Source organism: Blastomonas sp. CCH1-A6, from assembly GCF_001556365.1.
Lineage (GTDB): Bacteria > Pseudomonadota > Alphaproteobacteria > Sphingomonadales > Sphingomonadaceae > Blastomonas > Blastomonas ursincola.
In genome coordinates, this window is the sequence record NZ_LSIS01000250.1 from 1 (window position 1) to 20,921 (window position 20,921).

Here is a 20,921-nt window from a genome sequence, read left to right on the forward strand (position 1 = left end):
TCTGCGCCTCGAGCGCCAGCGCGCGGACGCGCAGCAAGGCGGGCGCGATGTCGCGGCTGCCGAGCGCGGCAAAGGCCAGGTCCGATGGCGCATCCCAGGTCGGCTGGAACCCGTAATAGGCGCCCGAGCCGGCATCCTCGACGAACGCCGCCAGCGCACGCTCCTCGGCGACCTGCCCTGCCAGCATCCTGTCTATCGTGGCCCGGTCGCGCGCGACGCTGGCCAGGCCAAGGGCGACCGCCGCGCTGGCACAGATCGCGAGCAGCGCCAGCGCCAGCAGCGCCGATTTGCTGCGCAGCATGAACCCGAATTCACGCGCCAGGTTGCTCATAGCCCTGCCCTTTCGAGCCGCCGGCGCGCAAAGGCGAACAGGCCGATCGCCAGCGCAACCCACAGCCCCAGAACCGCCAGCGGCATCACCATCGCGCCTGCACGCTCAGCCGGGCTAGGCGCGGAGAAATCGAAATCGGGGATGGTCTTCCAGAAATCGGCGGAGATGCGCGTGCGACGGTCGGCAATCGGGTCCTTGCTGCGCGCGGCATCGTCGGCGCTGGCGACGGCGCTCGCCTGCAGCCCGTTGAGCTTCTGCACCATGTCGTAGCGATAGGCCTCGGCCGCCGCGAGAAACGCCAGATGCGTGCCGAGATCGGTCGCGGCCCCGGTCATCGAGGCGCGGCGCACCGCAAGCGCCGGGCTGATGATCCCCAAGGCCGTGAGCGTGTCGGTCTGTGCGTTCTGGATCGCGGCGGCACGCGCGGCATAGTCCTTGAACAGCTGCGAGGTCAGCCGCTCGCCTTCCTGCGCCAGCACGCCGCGATAGTTGAACGGCAGGTCTTCGACCCTGGTCACGCCATAGCGCTTGAGCAGCTTGGCCTTGAACGCGGCAAAATGGGGGTCGTTGGGATTATGGCTGTCGCCGATGCGGCGAAGGTCTGCGGCGATGGCGAACTCGGTATCGACGCGGCTGGGCAGAGGTTCTGCGACCCCGACCCAGGCCGCCGCCGCGCGCGGCACCAGCACCACGACGATCGCCCAGGCCGCGATCAGCGTCACGAGCGCGCCCTGCGCACTGGCCGCGAGCGCCGAGACCGCGGTGATGACCAGCACCCAGACGAGCAGATAGCCGCTATAGGACAAGGCCGTGAGCGCCGCGATGCCTGCCTCGCCCGGCTGCTGCACGGCGGCCCAGGCGAGCGCGGCAAAGGCGGGTGCCATCGCCAGAACCGCCGCCACGCCGAGCGCCAGCGCCTTGCCGCCCAGGATCGACCAGGCCCCTGCGCCATAAGCCGCAAGCGCGCGCAGACTGCCGCGCTCGCGCTCGCGGGCGATGCTCGCAAAGCCCAGGAACACCAGCAGCAGCGGTGCGAGCGTCTGCAGCACGAAGGCGGGGGTCAGCTGACCGAAGCGGACAAGATCCGAAGACTCCCGCGCCGCGCCGAAAGTGGCGCTGTTCTGTCGGTGCCCCTCGAGGAATAGCAAGGTGCCGGTAAACGCATCGACCCCCGGATCGAACGCGGCGAGCGGGCCCACCGGGCGCAGCGCATAAGTGCCATAATGCACCATGCGGTGCGGATGCCGGTCGGGCTGCGCCTTGAACTGCGCATCGGTCGCCGCCTGCGCCTCGGCGCGCATCTTCGCTGCCGCCGCCATCTGCGTCGCCGATGTCACTGCCGCGATGGCCGACAGCAGCAGCAGCGTCGCGATACCGACCAGCGCCAGCCGCGAACGCAGCATCAGGCGCAGCTCGGCGCCCGCGATCGTCAGCGCCTGGTTCATCGCACCCTCGCGAAGCCATCGTGCAGGGCGTTGAGGTCGAAGCGCGGTTCGGCGCTCCCCGCCGACCATTCGCTGGCGATCCTGCCTTCGGAGATCAGCCCGATCCGGTCCGCAGTGTCCGCTGCACCAAGCAGGTCGTGCGTGACCATCAGCACCGCCACGCCACGCGCCGCGAGCGTTTCGAGCAGCGCGTGGAAATCGGCCGAAGCTGCAGGGTCGAGCCCCGATGTCGGCTCGTCGAGCAGCAGCAGCGGAGTATCGCGCAGCATGGCAAGCGCGATTGCAGTCTTCTGCCGCATACCCTTGGAAAAGCTCCCCGCGCGCTGGTCCCAGGCGCGGGCGGCCAGACCCACCGACCGGAACGCGGCCTCGATCTCGTCCCGGCTGCGGCGGCAGTCGGCGATCTTGAGCAGATAGTCGACATTCTCTCGAGCAGTCAGATGGTCATAGAGCGCCACGTTTTCCGGTAGATAGGCGATCTGCGCACGTACCGCGTCGATGGCATTGGCCGGGTCCTGTCCGCCGATGGTGAGCACGCCGCCCGAGCGGGCGAGAAAGCCGAGGATGGCAAACAGCGTCGTCGACTTGCCCGCGCCGTTCCCCCCGAGCAGCGCATAGATTTCGCCTGCCGCCAGAGTCAGGGAAAGACCGTTGACGATGCGCCTTCCGCCACGCTCGACGACGAGCTGGTCGATCACCAGTACGGGGTTGGACATGGAAACTACCCTTTAGAACGACAATCTCAGCGCCACCGACGCTGCTCGCGGCGTCCCAGGCTGGACCCAGAGCTGAGCGAAGCTGTTGGTATAGTATACTGTATCAAACAAATTCGTGACGTCAGCGAAAATTTCCACATTTTCAATGACCTTCCACGCAGCGAACAGGCGGACCAGCGTGTAATCGGGCAATTCGAACGCTGTGCCGGTCTCGCCCAGACGCGTTCCGACATGCTGCACGCCGCCACCGACCGTCAGTTTCGTGTCGCCGATATCGAAGGCGCGCGACGCTTGCAGGCTGACCGTGTGGCGCGGAATGTTGATCAGGCGGTCGCCACGCCGGATGGGCAGGCCGAAATTGAGATCGGCAACATCCTCCCGCGCTTCGGCATCGACATAGGCATAAGAGAACCACAGATCGATATCGCCGGGCAGTTTGCCCATCAGATCGACCTCGAGGCCACGGCTGCGTGCCTTGCCGATCGGTAGCGAGGAGCCGGGATTGGCCGGATCCGCCGCGAGCACGTTCGACTTGGAAAGCGTGAACAGCGAGACCGTGCCCTGCAGCGCATCGTCGAAAAGTCCGAATTTCGCGCCGATTTCTGCCGACTTGCTGGTTTCCGGATCGAACAACGCGCCTGCCGCCGTCGCGCCCAGATTGGCGCGGAAGCCCTCGCCATAGGTGGCGTAGAACGAGACGGCCGACGATGCGGTATAGACGATCCCTGCCTGCGGGCTGAACCGGTTGTAGCTGCGGCTGGCAGCAGTGTTGTTCGCCCGGTTGAGGCTCTCCACGGTAATGTCGTCGAAACGCCCGCCCAGGCGAATCTGCAGCGAATCGGTGATGCTGATCTGGTCCTGCACATAGGCGCCAACCGCGCGCTGCTGATCGAGCCGGTTGGTCTGCGGCCCCGGTGCGGGCAGCGGGAAGCGGCCATAGACCGGGTTGAACACATCGATATCGTTGCTCGCCAGCGCAGTGGTCGCAGCGCCGATCGAGGGCGGACGGAAGCGGAGGAAAAGCTGGCTGTTGTCGAACTCGTCATAATCGACGCCCAGCAGAACACGATGCGTCAGGCCGTCCGTCGCGAAGCGTCCAGCGATCTCACCGCGCACCACGAAATGCTCGCCCTCGTACAGGCGGAAGCGGCGCTGGCGCGAGAGCGAGCGGCCGTCGCGGAAGAGCCGCTGGCGGCCGGTGGCAAGCTCGGCCTCGGTCGAAAAGCCCTCGAGCCGGGTCTCGCGATACTGGGTGCCGATCAGCAGGCTCCAGTCCTCGCTGAACTTGTGGTCGAGCTGCACCTGATGCCCGGTCGCATCCGCCTCGATCGGCCCATCGCCCGGTTCGCCGAAAAAGTCGCGGCGCGACACCCGGCCCAGCACGCCGCCAATCGCCACGGTGCCGCGATCAAAATCGGCCTCTTGGCGGGTCAGTTCCAGATCGTAGCTGACGGTCGTATTCTCGCCAAGCTTGAGCAGGAACGAGGGCAGGAAGCCGACCCGCTCCGATCCCACGGTGCGGCGGAAGCTGTCCGACTTCTCGTAAAAACCGATCAGGCGCACCGCCGCCACGTCGCCGACCGCGATGTTGACATCGGCATCGGCCCGGCGGCGATCGAAGCTGCCCGCCTGGACGTTTATCCGCCCGCGCGTATCGAAATCGGCGCGCTTGGTGACGATATTGACCGTACCGCCCGGCTCGCCTCGCCCGAACAATGCGGCATTGGGGCCCTTCAGGATCTCGATCCGCTCGACGCCCGCGACATCGCGCGTGCCACCGAAACCGCGGCCTCCGTTGAAGCCGTTGACCAGATAGCCCGAAGGCAGGTTCTCGTCTCCGGCAAAGCCGCGCACGGCATAGGCATCCCACAGTCCGCCGAAATTGTTCTGCCGCGCCACCGAAGCCGACAGGTCGAGTGCATCGGTGAGCCGCGTCAGATTGTTGGCGTCGATCTGCTCCTGCCCGATCTGGGTGATCGCCTGCGGGGTCTCGCGCAGCGTGAAATCGCCACGATAGGCCTGGCGCTGGCCGGTGACGATGATGTTGCCCTCGGCTTCGAGCGCATCGCCGGGCTGTTCTTCATCGGCCCAGGCGGTGCCGGGCAGGCTCGCGGTTCCCGCCAGCAGCAGCGAAACCAGGCCAAAAGCGAAACGTGACATGACGGTGCGTACCCCCAACAGAACGCCGCATCCCCCCCGGGAGCGGCAAATTGGAGCGCGTGATATATTATATCATATTCAGGTCAAGTGCGTTTTGCTGCACCTGCTTAGTTGGCGATCACATATGGCATCGGGGCCTAAGCTGGCCGCTCTCAGACGTCGGTCCAGCGGCGCAGCAGATTGTGATACAGGCCGGTCAGCTTGATCAACCCAGCATGGCCCTCGCCGAGATCGCCCGAAAGTTGCTGGATCGACTGGTCGAGATCGAGCAGTGCCGAGCGTGCCTCGTGGTCGCGCACCATCGACTGGATCCAGAAGAAGCTCGCCAGCCTGCGCCCGCGTGTAACTGGCTCCACCCGATGCAGCGAGCCTGCCGGGTAGAGCACGGCATCCCCCGCCCCCAGCTTCACCTGCTGCACGCCGAATGCCGTCTCGATGGTGAGTTCCCCGCCATCATAGCGATCCGGTTCTTCGAGGAAGACGGTCATCGACAGGTCGCAGCGCACGCTGGTTCCCCCGCGCGGCAGCGGACGCACGGCATTGTCGACATGCAGCCCCAGCGCCTGGCCGCCGGCATAGCTGTTGAACAGTGGCGGATAGATCTTCACCGGCAGCGCTGCGGCGATGAACCCGGCATGGCGGGCGAGCGCGGCGAGCACGATCTGTCCGCCCTGCTGCGCCTCGGGGCTGTCCTCGGGCAATTGCAGATTGTTCTTCACCAGCCTGGCCTGATGGCCGCTCGTGGCATTGCCATCGACCCAGTCGGCCTGCTCGATCAGCGCGCGCAGCCGGGCGACCTCCTCCTGCGATAGCAGGGCGTGAAGCGGAAGCAGCATCGAAGTCTTTCACAAATTGTTGAGGACGAAGGGAATTTCGACCGTTCCGCGCACCTTGACCGGTGCGCCGTCACGCAGCGTGGGCGCCCAGCGCCAGCGGCGTACCGCCTCGAGCGCGGCCTGATCGAGCCGGGCAAATCCGCTGCTGCTGGCGATCGAAATGGTCTCGACCCTGCCGTCGAGCCCCAGCACCAGCGCCAGTTCGACCGTGCCCTGTTCCTTCTTGCGGCGGCTTTCGACCGGATAGCGCGGCGGCGCGCCCGAGATCATTCTGGTGCCCAGCGCATCCGATGTCACGGTGGCGGGAGGAGCCGGCGGCGCGGGTGCCGGGGCCGATACCAGCGCGGGCGGGGCCGCGATCGCCATGACCGGGACCGACGGTGCAGAAGTCGGCACCATGGCAACGACAGGGCGCGGGACCGGAGCGGGAACCGTCACAGGCGCCGGCTGGACGCTAGTCTGCAACGTCTGGCTTTCGGGCGGGGCCGGCTTGGAGGGACTGGGCGGCGGTGGTGGCGGGGCCAGGTTGACAGCGATGAGGCTGTCCTCCCGGGTCTTGACCACACGATAGCCAAGCCCTGCCAGCGCCATCGCGAGCAGCGCGTGCACCGCGATCGCGATGAGAATGGCTGGCAGCCGGGATTGCTGCCCCTCGCCATAGCGCCCCGCCGGAACATATGCGGGCTCAGTCGGTGCGGCGCGGCTTGCGTGCCCGGGCTCGGTCCAAGTTGCAGCCAGCGCACATGCGCCCGCACTCGTCGTCGAAGAAAAGCTCTGGGCTTCCAGCATCGAACCGCCCCATCCCCTAGCATGGCCTAATATTCTTGAAACTGACTCGCAATATACGATCGGGAGCGCGATTGCCAGCCCCATGCGCGCCTTCGACCGTCAATAGCGCCCGGGCTGCACCGACCCTTAGCTCGGCGCAGCCCGGGATGCAGGGTCAGAAGCTGTAGCTCAGACTGAACACCGCCTGGCGGGTCGGTCCAGGCTGCGCCCAGCTACCCCCCAGCTGGTTGCGCACCGTCGTGACATATTTCTCGTTGGTGAAATTCTGCACATTGACCTGTGCCATCAGGCGATCGGTGATCGGGTAGGACGCCATGAACCGGTGGATGGTATAGCTCGGCACGAAATAGGGCGTGTAGGTGTTGGCTGTAAGTTCGGCCACGGTCGGGAAGTTCAGCAGGAACTTGCCCTGATAGTTGATGCCATAGCCGAGCTCGAGACCGAAATCGAAGCGGTAGCTGGTGAACACGCTGCCCGAATGGCGCGGCGTGTTCTGCAGCTGCGATCCGCGGCTCGGGTCCGGAAAGGCGGCGCTGTTGCCGCAATTCGCCGCCCCCGGGTTGGCGAGGCAGAAATCGGACACGCCCTGCAGAACCTCCGACTCGAGATACATGTAATTGGCGGAAATGGTCCAGTTCTCTGTGATATTGCCCGACGCGCCGAACGATATGCCCTGCACCCGCTGCCGCCCGTCAAGCCTCTGCTCGGGGAAGATCGGATCGTTCGAATTGAGCCGGATGCTGTTGCGGTCGTTGCGGAACAGCGCGATGCTCACCAGCAGCTTCTTGTCGAACAGATCGGCCTTCGCCCCAATCTCGTAGTTCTTCGTGGTTTCGGGCGCGAGATTGCAATTGTTGGCGGTGCAAGCCCCGTCGACGGCCGCCTGCGAGGGGTTTTTCGAATTGCCCGTCGCGATGTACAGGCTGGTATTCTCGCTCGGCTTGAACACCGCGCCGATGCGATAGCTGAACAGATTGTCCTCGTTGACGAACGGACCCGTCGCCGCGCTGATCTGGCCCAGCGTCGCACCCGAGGTGACGTAGGAAAGCGTGGTGTTCGATCCGCGCGCATTCTCGTAGCGAAGGCCGCCGTTGATCTCGAACATCTCGCCGAACTTGACCGTGTCGAACAGATAGCCCGCGATCACCCGGCGGTCGCCGCGGTTTTGCGCGGTGAGGATATAGTTGACCGGGCCGGTATAGACGTTGCTGCCATAGGTGAAGCCCGCAGGCCCCTGCACCACCTGACCCGGATTGGCGATGTTGACCAGCGCGAAGGCCGGCGTGCTGCCATCGGGATTGCGCGGCAGGACACCGTTGGTCTGGCGGTAATCCTCCTGCAGATAGGATCCGCCGACGACCAGCGAATGCTCGATGCCGCCGGTGCTGAACTCGGCGCTGAAATCGAGCTGGTTGTAGAAGGTGTCGTTGGTGATCTGCCGTTCGACGCCGCGCCCGCCGGTGGGCAGGTAATAGCCGCGCGGAATGTTGGCAGGGCACGCCGCCTGGATCGAGGGAACCGCGAACGTGCCCGGCTGCAGTCCTGTCGAGGCGAGGCAGAAGGTGCCCGTCGGCTGGCTGGTGACGGTGTCCTGATTGACCCGCTCGTAGCGCGTGAGATTACGCACCGAGACGCCGTCCGAAAACTGGTGGCTGAAGATCGCCTGCAGCGCGTCGGTCTTGGCATTCTGCCGATCGAGATTGGCAAAGCCGTAATAGCCCGAACGGTCGAAATCGTCGAGAAATCCGCCGAGATTGGCGTAATAGCGCAGGCCGTATTGCGGCATACCCTTGTCGTCGAGATGCTCGGCCTGCAGCGTCAGACTGGTGGGGCTATCGACACCGATGGTGATGGCGGGCGCGATACCCCAACGCTTGTAGAATTCGACATCGCGGCCCGGCACGTCATTCTCGTGATAGACCGCGTTGAGGCGCACCGCGACCAGGTCCGACAGGCGCTGGTTCATGTCGACCGTGGCGCGATAGTAGTTGTCGGTGCCGATCCCGGCCTGGACCACGGTCTGGTCGGTGCCCAGCGGCTTCTTGGTGACGAGGTTGATATTGCCCGCGACCGATCCGCCGCCGCTGAACACGCTGTTGGCGCCGTTGGTGACCTCGATCTGCTCGATATTATAGGTCTCGTTGCGGTTCTGGAACGCGGAGCTGCGCACGCCGTCGATGGTGACGTCGTTCTTCGCATCCTGGCCGCGCAGGATGATGCGATCGCCATAGCCGAAGCCGCCTTCGCCCGCGCCGAAGGTCACGCCGGGCACGTTCTGCAACACCTCGCGCAGGGTCAGCAGGTTCTGCTGCTGGATGCTCTTCGACGAGATCACGGTGATCGTCTGCGGCGTGTCGAGCAGCGGCGCGGTAAATTTGGGAGAATCCGCCTTCTCGACCTTCACCTCGCGCTCCTCGATCGCGCTGTCGGTCACCGTCATGCCGCCGAGTCGCTGGCCTTGCTGAGCATCCTGCGCCCAGGCAGGCCCGGCAAAGGCGATCGCGCCGACGCAGCTGAGCGCCAACAGGGGTGGAGTGGTTTTCGCAGAAGTCATCGGTTTCTCCCCCGAGAGGATGGAATGGAGCGCCGCCGCTATTGCGACTCGTTCTCAGAGTCAATCGACTTGTGGCGATTTGCGTCAAATTGTATCAATTGATTCTCATTCGCATTAAAACGTTTGACAGCACAGGCCTGTTTGCGCAGTTGCTGGGGTCGATAGCCCGCTCGGGGGGCGTATCAGCTTCGGGAAAGATCAATGTCGTTGGGGACGTCCGGTTCAGCGCCGCATGACACAGCTGTCGAACAGCAGGCTGGCGATGCAGCGACTGCACGGTCAGAGTCGGCTGTCGTGTCTGCCCCGCGCAATGCTGCCCTCCGCCCTGCTCCGCTCCGATCGAAAGCCGCGCGAAACCCCAAAAAGGCGAAGCAGTTCTGGTTGAAGCAACTGCACAGCTGGCACTGGATCAGCGCGGCCATCTCGCTCGCGGGCATGTTCGTGTTCGCGATCACCGGGATCACGCTCAACCATGCGTCGAGCATTGCAGCCGAGCCGATCGTCGTCACCCAATCCGCACAGCTCCCCGGATCGCTGATCGAGCGCCTGCGCGAGGCACCGGTATCGGGCAACGCTCCCCTGCCCGAAAGCCTGCGCGCCGAGCTCGATGATACCGTCGGCATCGATGCAGGAACGACCCCTGCCGAATGGAGCGAGGCCGAGGTCTATGTCGCGGTGCCCGGCCCCGGCAGAGATGCCTGGATCAGCATCGACAGGGCCAGCGGCAAAATCGAGGCCGAGCGCACCGACCGCGGCTGGGTGTCGTTCTTCAACGATCTGCACAAGGGCCGCAACACCGGCACCGCCTGGTTCTGGCTGATCGACATTCTCGCGGTCGCCTGCGTCGTCTTCACCTTTACCGGACTGCTGCTGCTGCAGTTGCACGCGCGCCATCGCCCCTCGACCTGGCCGCTGGTCGGGCTGGGCACAGCGATCCCGCTGATCATCATCCTGTTCTTCATGCACCTTTGAGGCCAAGCCCATGAAAAAGACCATTGCCATCGCCGTCAGCATGGCCGCTACCCCCGCGATTGCCGGCACCGTGACCGTGACCATTCCGCGCATCAACGTCGCCGAATATCATGTGCCCTATGTCGCGGTGTGGATCGAGCCAAAGGCCGGCGGTCCGGCACGAACGCTGGCATTATGGTACGATGTCGACAAACGCGGCGCCGAACCCGGCACCAAATGGCTCGCCGATCTGCGCACCTGGTGGCGCAAGGGCGGACGCAGTCTGAACCTGCCCGCAGATGGCGTCAGCGGCGCAACCCGCGCCCCGGGCGCACACCGCATCGCCATACCCGCCAGCGTCAAGCCCGGCTCGTACACCCTGTTCGTCGAGGCCGCGCGTGAGGATGGCGGACGCGAGCTGGTCTCGCTGCCGCTCGACATCCCCACACGCGCCGCTGCAAAGGCCTCGGGCAAGACCGAACTCGGCGCCGTCTCCCTCTCCCCCCGCTGACCCCGTCTGGCAGAAAGGACCTTTTTCATGATCCGCAAATCCCTGTTGTTCACCGTCGCCGTTTGCGGGCTCAGCCTGCCCGCATTCGCGCACAACGCCTGGCTCCTTCCCTCGACCACCGTGCTGTCGGACACGCAGCAGAGCGTCACCGTCGATGCCGGGACCTCGACCGCGCCGTTTGAACCCAATCATAACGCGATGAACATCGATGGCGTGAAAGTCTGGGCGCCCGACGGCAGCATGGGCACGCCCGAGAACCCGGCGAAGGGGCGCTATCGCTCGACCTTCGACGTGAAGATCGACAAGCCCGGCACCTGGCGCATCGGCATGGAGAATGTCGGCATCTCGGGCAGCTTCAAGGTCGATGGCGAGCCCTGGATGGTGGGTCGTCGTCGCGGCCCGCCGCCGGGTGCCGGTGGTCCGGGTGCTGCAGCACCGGGCGCGGGCGGGCCGCCGATGGGAGGACCAGGTGCAGGCGGACCGGGCGCCAGCGCGCCGGGCGGCCGACCGCGCATCGATCCCAGCCATATCGTCGCCAGCGTGGACGAGATCCCGGCCAACGCGACCGATATCGACCTCACCGAAACCATGGGCCGCAACGAGTTCTTCGTGACCGCGGGCGAGCCGAGCGAAACGCTGTTCAAGCCGAGCGGCAAGGGGCTGGAATTCGTTCCCGTCACCCTGCCCACCGATCTGGTCTCGAACGAACCGGCGCAGTTCCGCTTCCTGGTCGATGGCCTACCCGCCGCCGGGCTCGAGGTCGAGGTGATCCCGGGCGGTCGTCGGTACCGTGAAGCCGATGGCACGCAGAAGCTGGTCACCGATGGCGACGGCGTGCTGACCGTCACCTGGCCGATGGCCGGCATGTACTGGCTCAACACCAGCCTTACCGATTCGAAGCCGGCCAATCCGAAGGCAAGCAAGCGGCGGATGAGCTATACCGCGACGCTCGAGGTGCTCGCCCCATGACAGGTCCGCAACCGGCACCGCGCATCGCGGTGCCGGACGCCATCGATCCGGCGGTCCTGATCGGGTTCGATCCGCAAGCACCGGTGGTGCAGTTTGGCGGAGCGACCATGGGCACGACGTGGCAGGTGCGCTCAGCACTGCCGGCTGCACTGGGGCTCGATACGGCAACACTGAGAATGCTCGTCCAGGCGCGGCTCGATGGCATCTTGCAGGACATGAGCCATTGGGAGCCGCAGTCCAATCTTTCGCGCTTCAATCGCGCGCATGCCGGGAGGGTCTGCGCCTTGTCTCCTGACATGGTCCGCGTCATGGCTGAAGCGCTGTCCGTCGCTCAGGCCACAGATGGGGCCTTCGATCCGGCAATCGGAAGGCTCACCGATCTTTGGGGATTGGGACCCAACACTGTCTCGGCCCCGCCCACGCCCGGAGACATAGGCCATGCGCTGAGGGGAAGCGGCTGGACGAGGCTGCAATTCGACCCCCTGCGCTCCACGCTTCGTCAACCCGGCGGACTCTGGCTCGACCTGTCGGGAATCGCCAAGGGGTTCGCCGTCGATGCGGTTGCCGACCTGCTAGGGCAGCAGGGGCTGAACCACTGCCTGGTGGAGATCGGGGGCGAATGCGCTGGACGCGGAATGCGCCCTGACGGGGATCCATGGTGGGTGGATGTCGAGAACCCTGAAGGGCTGTCCCTGCCCAGGTTACGCGTGGCGTTGCACGGGCTCGCCATCGCGACCTCTGGCGATTATCTTCGCGGCGCGCACACGCTCGATCCGCGCACCGGCTATCCCGCCGTTCATTCGACCACGGCGGTTACCGTCGTGCATCCGGACTGCATGTCGGCGGATGCCTGGGCCACCGCGTTGAGTGTGATGGGCTTTTCGGCGGCGCAGCGATACGCAGTGCGCGAGCACGTTGCCGTCCGCATCGTCTCTCGCGACGGCGGCGAATGGCTCAGCCCCGCGCTTGCCGCCATGATGGATCTTGAACCCGCCTGAAGCCTTGGCGCTTCTGGCGGGTTCCGATGCTGTCAGCTGCGCGGATATTTGCTCGCCTGCTTCTTGTCCTGATGGCGCTTGACCAGATAGCCGCCCGCGCCGAGCAGCAGCATCGACGGGAGGCTCATCCGCGAGAGGATGAATGGAATGGCGGAAGCGGCAATCGCGCCGGTGGTGGCGCCGGCAGCGCTGTCCGCCTTGGGTGACTTGCCTGCAATCTTCGCGCCCAGATAGGCGCCGACAATATTCTTGATCATGATGTTGCTCCTTTTGACCCCGATTACCGGGCACGCTCATAAAGGTTCCCTGCGCCGGGCTCGCATCACGAAAATCGGGAGCGGAACTCCCCCCAGGTCGCGGCGTAAGCCCTGCCAGACGGGAGCAGGATGCCATGATCGACAGAATGACAAAGCTACAGACCTTTGCGCGGGCAGGATGGTTCGCGCGCGGCGTGGTCTATTGCCTGCTTGGCGTGCTCGCCCTGACCGGCACCGGCGCTTCAGATGCCAGCCCGCAAGGCGTCTTCCGCTCGGTGCAGGACATGCCCGGCGGACCATGGTTGCTGGGTCTGCTCGCGCTGGGGCTGGCGCTTTACGGCGCCTACCGGCTCTACAGCGCCGCTTTCGACAGCGAAGACAAGGGAGACGACACCAAGGGCGCTGCGATCCGCATCGGCTATGCCGCCAGCGGGCTGGCGCATTTCTTCCTTGCTTATGCCGCCGCGCGCCTTGCTCTCGGCAAGCAATCCAGTGGCGACGGCGCGACCGAGCAGCGCGCGGCCGACATGGTGCTCGACATACCCATGGGGGAAGCCTTGATCGGCGCACTCGGGCTGGCGTTCCTCGCCGCGGCTGCACACCAGGCGATCAAGGCCTGGACCACCGAATTCATGGCGGACACCGGCCCCGGCGCACCACGCTGGGTCGTGCCGATCGGCCGTGCGGGACTGGCTGCGCGCGCGGTCGTCTTCGCAGTCATCGGCCTGTCTCTGGTCAGCGCAGGCTGGTTCGGCTCTGCCGGCGAGGTCAAGGGTCTCGGCGATGCGCTGTCATCGCTCGCCGACCACCCGGAGCTTTACGCGCTGGTGGGCGTCGGGCTGTTCCTGTTCGGCGTGCACAGCTTTGTCGACGCCCGCTGGCGACGCGTTCGGAACGACGATGTCGTGAACGTGCTCAAGTCCAGAGCGCGGGCGCGCTGACGATGTCGGTCAGGCGGCACCAGGCCCGTCATAGGTGATCGCCTGGGCCGCAGCCCCGGACATCACGAAGCCGATCGGGCGATCGATTTCCTCCTGAAGATGGCCGATCAGGCTGGCGGTGCGCGCGAGCAGTGAAATGCCCTTGAGCGCGCCGACAGGGAAACCGACATCGAGCATCACCGCCGGGATCGCACCGTTGACATTGATCGGCAGCGCACGGCCCAGCGTTTCGGGCAGGCAGTCGCGCAGCGCGTAGAGCATGCCGATATGCTCGCCGACAATCCCGTGCTGTTCTGCCATATCGAGCAGCAGCAGCGCGCGGGGGTCGCCGGCGGAATGCTGCGGATGGCCGAAGCCGGGGATGGCCTGTTTGCTGGCGCGCAGCGTGCGGACGCCCTCGGCGGCAATCGCGGCAGGCGCGCCTGCCCCGTCGCGGACCTTCGCGACCAGATCGGCATAGAAGCGGCCCGCGACCTCGGCACTGCCCAGCACCACTGACCCGCAGCCCAGCAGCCCCGCCGCGACCGCACCGTGAAAGGCTTCAGGCGCGGCAGCGTAGGTCATGCGCGCGGCGGCGACGCTCGGCACCAGCCCATGCTCGGCAATCGCCGCGAGCACCGCATTGGCGAAGAACTTCTGGACGTCGGTCGGCTCCTCGCCGGTGACCAGCAGCCAGAAATAGCTGGTGAAATCCATCTTGCCGATGATGTCGCCGCACAGGTCGCGCCCGCGCACGGTGATGCTGGTCGCATCCGAGGTGCAGATCGAAGTGAACGGGGCGTCCTGCTTGCCGATGCGCATATGGGCTCCTGTGCTGGCCGGGCGGGCGCGTAGACACCGCCAGAATGTTTCGATTTACGAAGTTGATTTCGTATATCGAATTTTCTATGAGTGGCGATCAGGGAGATGTCAATATGGCCAAGCCGCTCGCCAATGTCACCGTGCTCGAAATGGGCACCTTCATCACCGGTCCTTGCGCCGGAATGATGCTCGCCGATCTGGGCGCTGACGTGATCAAGGTGGAAAGGCCCGATGGCGGCGATCCGTTCCGCGCATTTCGCGGCGGTTTCTACAGCCCGCATTTCCAGACCTATAACCGCAACAAGCGCTCGATCACGCTCGACACGCGCGGCGGCCCCGATCTCGAGGCGTTCGACCGCATGGTCGCTTCTGCCGATGTGTTCATCCAGAATTTCCGCCCCGGCGTCGCCGACAAGCTCAAGGTCAACCCCGAACGGCTGCGCGCGATCAATCCGCGGCTGATCTACCTCTCGATCTCGGGCTTCGGCGCGACCGGGCCCGACCGCGACCGCCCCGCCTTCGACACCGTCGCCCAGGCCGCCAGCGGCTTTTTGCGGCTGTTGGTCAACCCTGCCAATCCGCGCGTCGTAGGCCCCGCGCTGGCCGATGCGATTACCGGCTTCTACGGCGCGCAGGGCGTACTGGCCGCGCTGCACGAGCGATCCAGCACCGGCAAGGGGCGGCTGGTCGAAGTCTCGATGTTCGAGGCGATGGCACATTTCAATCTCGACGATTTCACCCATTATCTCTCCGACGATCAGGTGATGGGCCCGTACAGCCGGCCCAATGTCTCGCAATCCTATGTCTTCCAGTGCCAGGGCGGCGAATGGATCGCGCTGCACATGTCTTCGCCGCCCAAATTCTGGGAGAATCTGGCGATCGCCGTGGGCCAGCCTGGCATGCTGGAGCGGCCCGAATTCGCCAGCCGCGACGCGCGCATCGCCAATTACGAGAAAGTCGCCGAATTCCTGGCCCCGCTTTTCGCGGCGAAGCCCCGCGGCGAATGGTGCGCGACGCTCGAGCAGCTCGAGGTCCCGCATTCGCCGGTCTACAGCGCGCCCGAAGTGATCGAGACACCCCAGGCGCAGCATCTGGGGCTGGTGCTCGAGGATCCGAATGGTCCGCACGGGCCTTTCCGCACCATCCGCTCGCCGCTCAGCTTCGATGGCGAGCGCGCGACCAGCGTCACGGCCCCGCCGGTGCTGGGGCAGCATAATGACGAATTGCTGGGCGCGGATACGGCGGCATCCGCCGCAGCGGAGTGAGCGCGCTTCGCCAATGGGGCGACATCGCCTTGCCTGATACACGGCAAGCGGCTAGCGCTCAGACCATGGACGAACCCGCCAAGCCCGGCAAGGACAGCGAATATCTCTCGACGCTCGAGCGCGGGCTCAAGGTGCTGCGCGCGTTCGACGCGACGCATCCCGAAATGCAGCTGAGCGAAGTGGCGCAGGTTACCGGGCTCAGCCCTGCGGTCGCGCGGCGTTGCCTCAACACGTTGGTGCAACTGGGCTATATCGCGCAGTTCGGGCGCAAGTTCCTGCTGCGGCCCGAGGTGCTGAGCTTCGGTACGGCCTATCTCTCGTCGATGAATGTCGAGCAGGTGGTGCTGCCGCCACTGCAGAAACTGCGCGACGATACTGGCGACAGCTCGTCTATGGCGGTGCTGTCGGGCACCGATATCCTCTATGTCGCGCATGTCTCGACCAACCGCCGCATCCGCCTCGGCGCGAATGTCGGCACGCGCTTTCCCGTTCATGCGACTTCGCTCGGCAAGGTGCTGCTCGCCTTTCAGCCCGAGCCGGTAATCACGCGCTACAAGGCGGCGGTCAGCCTGCAGCGCTTCACCGAGCGGACGGTGACGACCCCAGAGGGACTGGAGCAGCGCCTGCAGAGCGCGCGCGAGACCGGCTATGATTCGGCGCTCGACGAGCTAGATTACGGCATCGTCTCGGTCGCGGTGCCGGTGTTCGATGCGCAGCGCAATGCGATCGCATCGATCAACTGCTCGACATCGACCACGCGCATCTCGCAGGACGAGCTTGTCCGCACCCGTCTGCCCATGCTGCGCGAAGCGGCCGCCGAGATCGGCAGCGCGCTTCAGCGCTGGCCGACGCTGATGCACTCGCTGCAGCAGAACTGATCCCCTGCCCGCGAGGGCACTCTATCTCCCCAGCCCGTCCATCACGCATGGCGCACGTCTTGTGGCCAGCAGCCCATGGCCGCCTGCACGCGCCCGCTTCGCTTGCCGCATTCAAACTTCGCATATCGAACTTGACTTCGTTTTACGAACAATTTACCCGAAGCATAACCTGCCCGCACAAGCCTACGAGGCTCATGACAATACAGCGGCGGGATCCACTGGATGAGGGGAGCAGGTGCAATGCCCGCGATTTGGAACAAGCTGCTGCTGACAGGTTCGGTTTCCGCGCTCGCGCTGCTGGGAGCGACACCCGGCTTCGCGCAGGATCAGGTGACCGAGGAGGCCGGTGAAGGCGAAATCGTGGTCACCGCGCTGCGCCGCAATTCCACTCTGCAGGACACGCCTGCCGCGATCACCGCGTTCAACGCGGAAGCGATCGAGAATGCCGGCATCGACAAGGCCGCCGACTTTATCGGCCTCACCTCCAACGTCCAGCTCATCGAGACGCAGAACGCGGGCAACGCGTTCGTCATCATTCGCGGGATCACCCAGAACCGAAATTCCGAGCCCTCGGTCGCCGTTGTGGTTGACGGAGTGCAGCAGGTCAATGCTGCCCAGTTCAGCCAGGAGCTGTTCGATATCGAGCAGATCGAAATCCTCAAAGGGCCCCAAGGCGGTCTCTACGGGCGCAACGCCATCGGCGGGGCGATCATCATCAACACCAAGCAGCCCAGCGACCAGTTCGAGGGGCGGGTGTTTGCCGGGGTCGACAATGGCTTTGGCTATACGCTCCGCGCCGGGATTTCCGGGCCCATCAGCGACACGCTGAAATTCCGCCTCGCGGGCTCCTATCGCGACACCAACGGTTATATCCCGAACACCTTCCTCGGCGAGGATGCCGATCCGCTCGAGGATATCTCGCTGCGCGGCAAGCTGCTGTGGACGCCGACCGACCAGCTGACCGTCGATCTGCGCGCCTCGATGTCGCTGCTGCGCACCCAGGCGCTCTATTACAATATCGTCGCCGATGTGAACGACACCAGCCTGCCGGTGCGCGTCAACAACGCCGGACAGAACGACCGCGACATCTACAACGTCTCGGCCAAGATCGATTACAAGGCGGACTGGGGTTCGATCACCTCGGTGACATCCTATGACACGCTGTCCGAAATCCTCACCGGTGACGCGTTCAACTTCCTCCCGATCCGCGAATCGCTGTTCTTCGCGCTGTTCGGCTTCGATCTCAACCAGAGCCAGTTCCTCGATGTCGAGGCGATCAGCCAGGATCTGCGTATCCAGTCGAACGACGACAATGCGTTCACCTGGTCGCTCGGCGGCTATTTCATCGACACCAACCGCTACATCTCGACCGGCAACATGGTCGATACGGGGCAAGGCGTGTTCCCGGTGTTCCGCACGCCCAGCACCGATCCGCGCAACCCGCAAGCGACATTCCTCGCGGATTCGCAGAACAACTTCGCCTGGGCGGTCTATGCCAATATCGGCTACGAGTTTTCCGAGGCGTTCCGCGTCGATGCGTCGCTGCGTTACGACAAGGACCGCCGCCGCAACCGCACGCTGACCCCGACGGCGTTCATCCCCGTCGTCCCGGGCTTCCCCACCGGGCGCACCGGCGAGGTCCGCCGCGAGACCTTCGACGAATGGCAGCCCAAGTTCACGCTGACCTACAAGCCTGCCGAGAACGTCACCATCTATGGCGGATATAGCCGCGGTTTCCGTTCGGGCGGCTTCAACCAGACCGGCGTCGGCGCAGTTGCGGCGGGCACCGGAGTGGTCGGCGTTGCGGACATCTACGAGGCCGAGGTCGCCGACACGTTCGAGATCGGCGTCAAGACCAACCTGTTCGACCGGATGCTGACGCTCAACGCCAGCGCCTATACCACCAAGTCCGAGAACGGCTATTTCTTCGTCTTCCTCGCCGCCAACTCGACGCAGAATCTGGGCAATGTTCCCGAGGTGCGGCTGCAGGGTTTCGAAATCGATGGCACGCTGCGTCCGGCGCGCGGATGGGACATCAATTTCGGGCTCGGTGTCACCTATAGCGAGATCAAGGAATTTCCCGATCCGACCGTGATCGGCAACGAGGCGCCGTTCATTTCGCGCTATACGATCAATCTGGGCACGCAATACGAGACCAATCTGGGCGACAGCGACCTCAAGGGCCGCATCCGTATAGATTACAACCGCACCGGCAAGACCTGGTTCGACGTGCCGAATTCGACCGTGCGCCGCCCGGTCGACCTGGTCAACGCACGGCTCACGCTTGATGGCGGCGCATGGTCGCTCACCGGCTTTGCCGACAATCTGTTCAACGAGAGATACAATGCCGAATTCTCGCCCGGCGGCTTTGTGTTCAAGGGCCGCCCGCGCGTCTTCGGCATCGAGGCGCTCTACAAATTCTGACCTAGCAACGACGGGAAAGCATCCATGGCACGCATCCTCATCCTCTATTATTCGGGCTATGGGCATACCGAGATCATGGCAGGCGCCGTGGCGGCAGGGGTGAATGCGGTCGAGGGCTGCGAGGCGGTGGTCAAGCGCGTGCCCGAACTGGTGCCCGACGAAGTTGCCGCGGGATCGGGCATGAAGGTCGATCAGGCCGCGCCGTTCGCCAGCCCGGACGAGCTCGCCGATTATGACGGCATCATCTTTGGCACCCCCACGCGCTTCGGCAACATGGCCGCGCAGATGCGCAACTTTCTCGACCAGACCGGGGGCCTCTGGGCCAAGGGCGCGCTGATCGGCAAGCCCGCCAGCGTGTTCGTCTCGACCGCCAGCCAGCATGGCGGGCAGGAAACCACGATCACCTCGTTCCACACCACGTTGCTGCACCACGGCATGATCGTCATCGGCCTGCCCTACAGCTTTGCCGGCAACACCATCATGTCCGAGATCAGCGGCGGCACACCCTATGGTGCGAGCACGATCGCGGGCGGCGACGGGTCGCGCCTGCCTTCCGAAAACGAACTTGCAGGTGCCCGCTTTCAGGGCGAGCATGTCGCCCGCATCACGCGGAAACTGTCGGCCTGAGGGGGCTGCTGACCCGGCGTGGACACAAGATGAGGAGGAAGCCATGAGCCAGCTAGTCAATCGCCTGCACCACACCGCCTACACCACCCGCGATCTCGAGGCGACGCGCGCCTTCTATGAGGACGTGCTGGGTTTTCCGCTGGTCGCGACCTATTGCGAGAAGGACGAGCTGTTCGGCAAGGAGCGCACCTATTGCCACTGCTTCTTCGCGATGAAGGACGGCAGCGCGCTGGCCTTCTTCCAGTTCGCCAACGAGGACGACCAGGCCGAATTCAGCCCGCCCATTCCGGAATCGCCCTTCCATCACATCGCGCTGCATGTCGATCCCGACGCGCAGGCCGAGCTCGAGCGCCGCATCGCCGCAGCCGGGATCGTCGAGCCGCAGACCTATATTCTCGAGCACGGCTATTGCCGGTCGGTCTATGTCAAGGATCCCAATGGCATGATCATCGAGTTCACCTGCGACGCGCCCGAGGCGCTGGCGATCGAGGATCAGGTCCGTGCCAAGGCGCGCAGCGAACTGGCGCGCTGGCTGGCGGGCGATCACAGCAACAACAACACCTTCCGCAGCGCAGAGGCGGCCTGATCGATGCACGGCCCGGTTTGTCGGCTGGGCCCGAGCCATGCCAGGACGCCGCCCGAACCGAGGCTGGGCGGCAAGACGCTCTGGCTGGAGGTCTGTGACGGGCACCTGGCCGTCGAACGGGTCGGCCAGGGCCCAACGGTCGTGCTGCTGCATGGCTGGACGCTCGACCGGCGGATGTGGACCATGCAGGCGCGCGCGTTGGCCAACCGCTTTACCCTGGTCGCGATCGACCGTCGCGGCTTCGGGCAATCGACAGCCCCCCCGGACCGGATTCGCGAAACCGACGATATCGCCCGACTGACTGATCATCTGGACCTTGCCGCTTTCCACATTGTCGGCATGTCACAGGCGGGCGCCACCGCCATCGCCTATGCCCAGCAGCATCGAGACCGGGTCATAACGCTGGTGCTGCAAGGCATTTCACTGGCCGGAATCCCCGATCAGGCCAACGCGTCAGACCGCATACCGCTATCGGAATATGCCGAGCTGGTCAGGCAGGGCATGCTCGCATCGATGAAACGGCACTGGGCACAGCATCCGCTCATGGCCGGGCTGTCGGGCGAAGCCGAACGGATCGGCGCGGCCATGCTTGCCGATTATGACGGCCGCGACCTCGCCGCCGGTCCTGCCGGTCCGTCGGCGCGGCTCGATGCGATGGCAGCGCTGTGCATGCCGGTTCTTGGCGTGACGGGGTGCCAGGACACCCCGTGGCGCCGCGACGTGACCCGCGCCGTCGCCCGCGCCGCACCGCTGGGCCAGGCGCGCTTCATCCGCGAGGCCGGGCATCTGTGCAATCTGTCGCACCCGGTGGAGTATAACACTGCGCTCGCGGCCTTTCTGAACCGGCCCCTGCAGCCGGTTCCCGATGCCATCAACGACTGA

At 65.1% G+C, this 20,921-nt stretch carries 19 protein-coding genes and 1 pseudogene; 11 read left to right on the top strand and 9 right to left on the bottom strand.

Annotation, left to right across the window (positions count from 1 at the left end):
- The 7 genes and pseudogenes from AX735_RS12030 to AX735_RS12060 all read right to left on the bottom strand — a co-directional run.
- A pseudogene (locus AX735_RS12030) lies at window positions 1–331 on the bottom strand (ABC transporter permease); the annotation flags it as partial.
- Window positions 328–1,776: an ABC transporter permease gene (locus AX735_RS12035; protein ID WP_066280398.1), complete on the bottom strand. Its 1,449-nt coding sequence runs from the start codon at window positions 1,774–1,776 to the stop codon at window positions 328–330. The pseudogene AX735_RS12030 and the gene AX735_RS12035, both read right to left, overlap by 4 nt.
- Window positions 1,773–2,492: an ABC transporter ATP-binding protein gene (locus AX735_RS12040; protein WP_066280401.1), complete on the bottom strand. Its 720-nt coding sequence runs from the start codon at window positions 2,490–2,492 to the stop codon at window positions 1,773–1,775. The genes AX735_RS12035 and AX735_RS12040 overlap by 4 nt, the downstream gene beginning before the upstream one ends.
- A 12-nt stretch (window positions 2,493–2,504) precedes the next feature.
- Complete coding sequence (locus AX735_RS12045) at window positions 2,505–4,652, bottom strand: TonB-dependent siderophore receptor (RefSeq protein ID WP_066280404.1); 2,148 nt, start codon at window positions 4,650–4,652, stop codon at window positions 2,505–2,507.
- Window positions 4,653–4,804: 152 nt separating this feature from the next.
- Window positions 4,805–5,488, bottom strand: a complete 684-nt coding sequence (locus AX735_RS12050) for a Fe2+-dependent dioxygenase (protein WP_066280408.1) — start codon at window positions 5,486–5,488, stop codon at window positions 4,805–4,807.
- A 9-nt stretch (window positions 5,489–5,497) separates the two neighbouring features.
- Entirely contained in the window at window positions 5,498–6,277 is a 780-nt protein-coding gene (locus AX735_RS12055; RefSeq protein ID WP_066280410.1) for an energy transducer TonB, read from the bottom strand.
- A gap of 154 nt (window positions 6,278–6,431) precedes the next feature.
- Window positions 6,432–8,831, bottom strand: coding sequence for a TonB-dependent receptor (locus AX735_RS12060; protein ID WP_066280412.1), 2,400 nt, complete (start codon window positions 8,829–8,831; stop codon window positions 6,432–6,434).
- Window positions 8,832–9,032: 201 nt separating this feature from the next.
- Here AX735_RS12060 and AX735_RS12065 point away from each other — a divergent pair, with 201 nt between their 5' ends.
- The 4 genes from AX735_RS12065 to AX735_RS12080 are packed head-to-tail and all read left to right on the top strand — an operon-like array spanning window position 9,033 to window position 12,260.
- On the top strand, window positions 9,033–9,803 hold the full coding sequence (locus AX735_RS12065; protein WP_082751065.1) for a PepSY-associated TM helix domain-containing protein: 771 nt from the start codon (window positions 9,033–9,035) through the stop codon (window positions 9,801–9,803).
- A gap of 10 nt (window positions 9,804–9,813) precedes the next feature.
- Window positions 9,814–10,293 (top strand): DUF2271 domain-containing protein, encoded by a 480-nt coding sequence (locus AX735_RS12070; protein ID WP_066280414.1) that lies wholly within the window; start codon window positions 9,814–9,816, stop codon window positions 10,291–10,293.
- Between the two features lie 27 nt (window positions 10,294–10,320).
- Window positions 10,321–11,262, top strand: a complete 942-nt coding sequence (locus tag AX735_RS12075) for a DUF4198 domain-containing protein (RefSeq protein ID WP_066280416.1) — start codon at window positions 10,321–10,323, stop codon at window positions 11,260–11,262.
- Window positions 11,263–11,291: 29 nt separating this feature from the next.
- The gene (locus tag AX735_RS12080; RefSeq protein WP_231750100.1) at window positions 11,292–12,260 is read left to right on the top strand and encodes an FAD:protein FMN transferase; all 969 of its coding nucleotides are present in this window, start codon (window positions 11,292–11,294) and stop codon (window positions 12,258–12,260) included.
- Window positions 12,261–12,292: 32 nt separating this feature from the next.
- Here the strand turns inward: AX735_RS12080 and AX735_RS12085 are convergent, their stop codons facing one another.
- Window positions 12,293–12,517 carry a hypothetical protein gene (locus tag AX735_RS12085; RefSeq protein WP_066280423.1) on the bottom strand — a complete coding sequence of 75 codons (225 nt, stop codon included), beginning with the start codon at window positions 12,515–12,517 and terminating at the stop codon, window positions 12,293–12,295.
- Window positions 12,518–12,663: 146 nt separating this feature from the next.
- Between AX735_RS12085 and AX735_RS12090 the strand changes: the two genes are divergently transcribed.
- Window positions 12,664–13,458, top strand: a complete 795-nt coding sequence (locus AX735_RS12090) for a DUF1206 domain-containing protein (RefSeq protein WP_171007726.1) — start codon at window positions 12,664–12,666, stop codon at window positions 13,456–13,458.
- Between the two features lie 9 nt (window positions 13,459–13,467).
- Here AX735_RS12090 and AX735_RS12095 read toward each other — a convergent pair whose 3' ends face one another.
- Window positions 13,468–14,259 carry a citryl-CoA lyase gene (locus AX735_RS12095; RefSeq protein WP_066280428.1) on the bottom strand — a complete coding sequence of 264 codons (792 nt, stop codon included), beginning with the start codon at window positions 14,257–14,259 and terminating at the stop codon, window positions 13,468–13,470.
- A gap of 113 nt (window positions 14,260–14,372) precedes the next feature.
- On the opposite strand from AX735_RS12095, the gene AX735_RS12100 reads away from it, so the two are divergent.
- From AX735_RS12100 to AX735_RS12125, 6 genes are all read left to right on the top strand, one after another.
- Entirely contained in the window at window positions 14,373–15,524 is a 1,152-nt protein-coding gene (locus tag AX735_RS12100) for a CaiB/BaiF CoA transferase family protein (RefSeq protein ID WP_066280474.1), read from the top strand.
- 65 nt (window positions 15,525–15,589) lie between these two features.
- Complete coding sequence (locus AX735_RS12105) at window positions 15,590–16,402, top strand: IclR family transcriptional regulator (protein ID WP_066280431.1); 813 nt, start codon at window positions 15,590–15,592, stop codon at window positions 16,400–16,402.
- 240 nt (window positions 16,403–16,642) lie between these two features.
- Window positions 16,643–18,826, top strand: coding sequence for a TonB-dependent receptor (locus AX735_RS12110; protein WP_066280434.1), 2,184 nt, complete (start codon window positions 16,643–16,645; stop codon window positions 18,824–18,826).
- A gap of 24 nt (window positions 18,827–18,850) precedes the next feature.
- Window positions 18,851–19,453: an NAD(P)H:quinone oxidoreductase gene (gene wrbA / locus AX735_RS12115; RefSeq protein WP_066280438.1), complete on the top strand. Its 603-nt coding sequence runs from the start codon at window positions 18,851–18,853 to the stop codon at window positions 19,451–19,453.
- A gap of 43 nt (window positions 19,454–19,496) precedes the next feature.
- A complete protein-coding gene (locus tag AX735_RS12120) occupies window positions 19,497–20,039 on the top strand; it encodes a VOC family protein (protein WP_066280441.1) in 543 nt (180 codons plus the stop codon).
- A 3-nt stretch (window positions 20,040–20,042) separates the two neighbouring features.
- Window positions 20,043–20,921 carry an alpha/beta fold hydrolase gene (locus AX735_RS12125; RefSeq protein WP_066280444.1) on the top strand — a complete coding sequence of 293 codons (879 nt, stop codon included), beginning with the start codon at window positions 20,043–20,045 and terminating at the stop codon, window positions 20,919–20,921.

Coding starts and splice junctions, on each gene's coding strand:
- AX735_RS12035 (WP_066280398.1), bottom strand. CDS start 1,776: ATGAACCAGGCGCTGACGATCGCGGGCGCCGAGCTGCGCCTGATGCTG.
- AX735_RS12040 (WP_066280401.1), bottom strand. CDS start 2,492: ATGTCCAACCCCGTACTGGTGATCGACCAGCTCGTCGTCGAGCGTGGC.
- AX735_RS12045 (WP_066280404.1), bottom strand. CDS start 4,652: ATGTCACGTTTCGCTTTTGGCCTGGTTTCGCTGCTGCTGGCGGGAACC.
- AX735_RS12050 (WP_066280408.1), bottom strand. CDS start 5,488: ATGCTGCTTCCGCTTCACGCCCTGCTATCGCAGGAGGAGGTCGCCCGG.
- AX735_RS12055 (WP_066280410.1), bottom strand. CDS start 6,277: ATGCTGGAAGCCCAGAGCTTTTCTTCGACGACGAGTGCGGGCGCATGT.
- AX735_RS12060 (WP_066280412.1), bottom strand. CDS start 8,831: ATGACTTCTGCGAAAACCACTCCACCCCTGTTGGCGCTCAGCTGCGTC.
- AX735_RS12065 (WP_082751065.1), top strand. CDS start 9,033: ATGTCGTTGGGGACGTCCGGTTCAGCGCCGCATGACACAGCTGTCGAA.
- AX735_RS12070 (WP_066280414.1), top strand. CDS start 9,814: ATGAAAAAGACCATTGCCATCGCCGTCAGCATGGCCGCTACCCCCGCG.
- AX735_RS12075 (WP_066280416.1), top strand. CDS start 10,321: ATGATCCGCAAATCCCTGTTGTTCACCGTCGCCGTTTGCGGGCTCAGC.
- AX735_RS12085 (WP_066280423.1), bottom strand. CDS start 12,517: ATGATCAAGAATATTGTCGGCGCCTATCTGGGCGCGAAGATTGCAGGC.
- AX735_RS12090 (WP_171007726.1), top strand. CDS start 12,664: ATGACAAAGCTACAGACCTTTGCGCGGGCAGGATGGTTCGCGCGCGGC.
- AX735_RS12095 (WP_066280428.1), bottom strand. CDS start 14,259: ATGCGCATCGGCAAGCAGGACGCCCCGTTCACTTCGATCTGCACCTCG.
- AX735_RS12100 (WP_066280474.1), top strand. CDS start 14,373: ATGGCCAAGCCGCTCGCCAATGTCACCGTGCTCGAAATGGGCACCTTC.
- AX735_RS12105 (WP_066280431.1), top strand. CDS start 15,590: ATGGACGAACCCGCCAAGCCCGGCAAGGACAGCGAATATCTCTCGACG.
- AX735_RS12110 (WP_066280434.1), top strand. CDS start 16,643: ATGCCCGCGATTTGGAACAAGCTGCTGCTGACAGGTTCGGTTTCCGCG.
- wrbA (WP_066280438.1), top strand. CDS start 18,851: ATGGCACGCATCCTCATCCTCTATTATTCGGGCTATGGGCATACCGAG.
- AX735_RS12120 (WP_066280441.1), top strand. CDS start 19,497: ATGAGCCAGCTAGTCAATCGCCTGCACCACACCGCCTACACCACCCGC.
- AX735_RS12125 (WP_066280444.1), top strand. CDS start 20,043: ATGCACGGCCCGGTTTGTCGGCTGGGCCCGAGCCATGCCAGGACGCCG.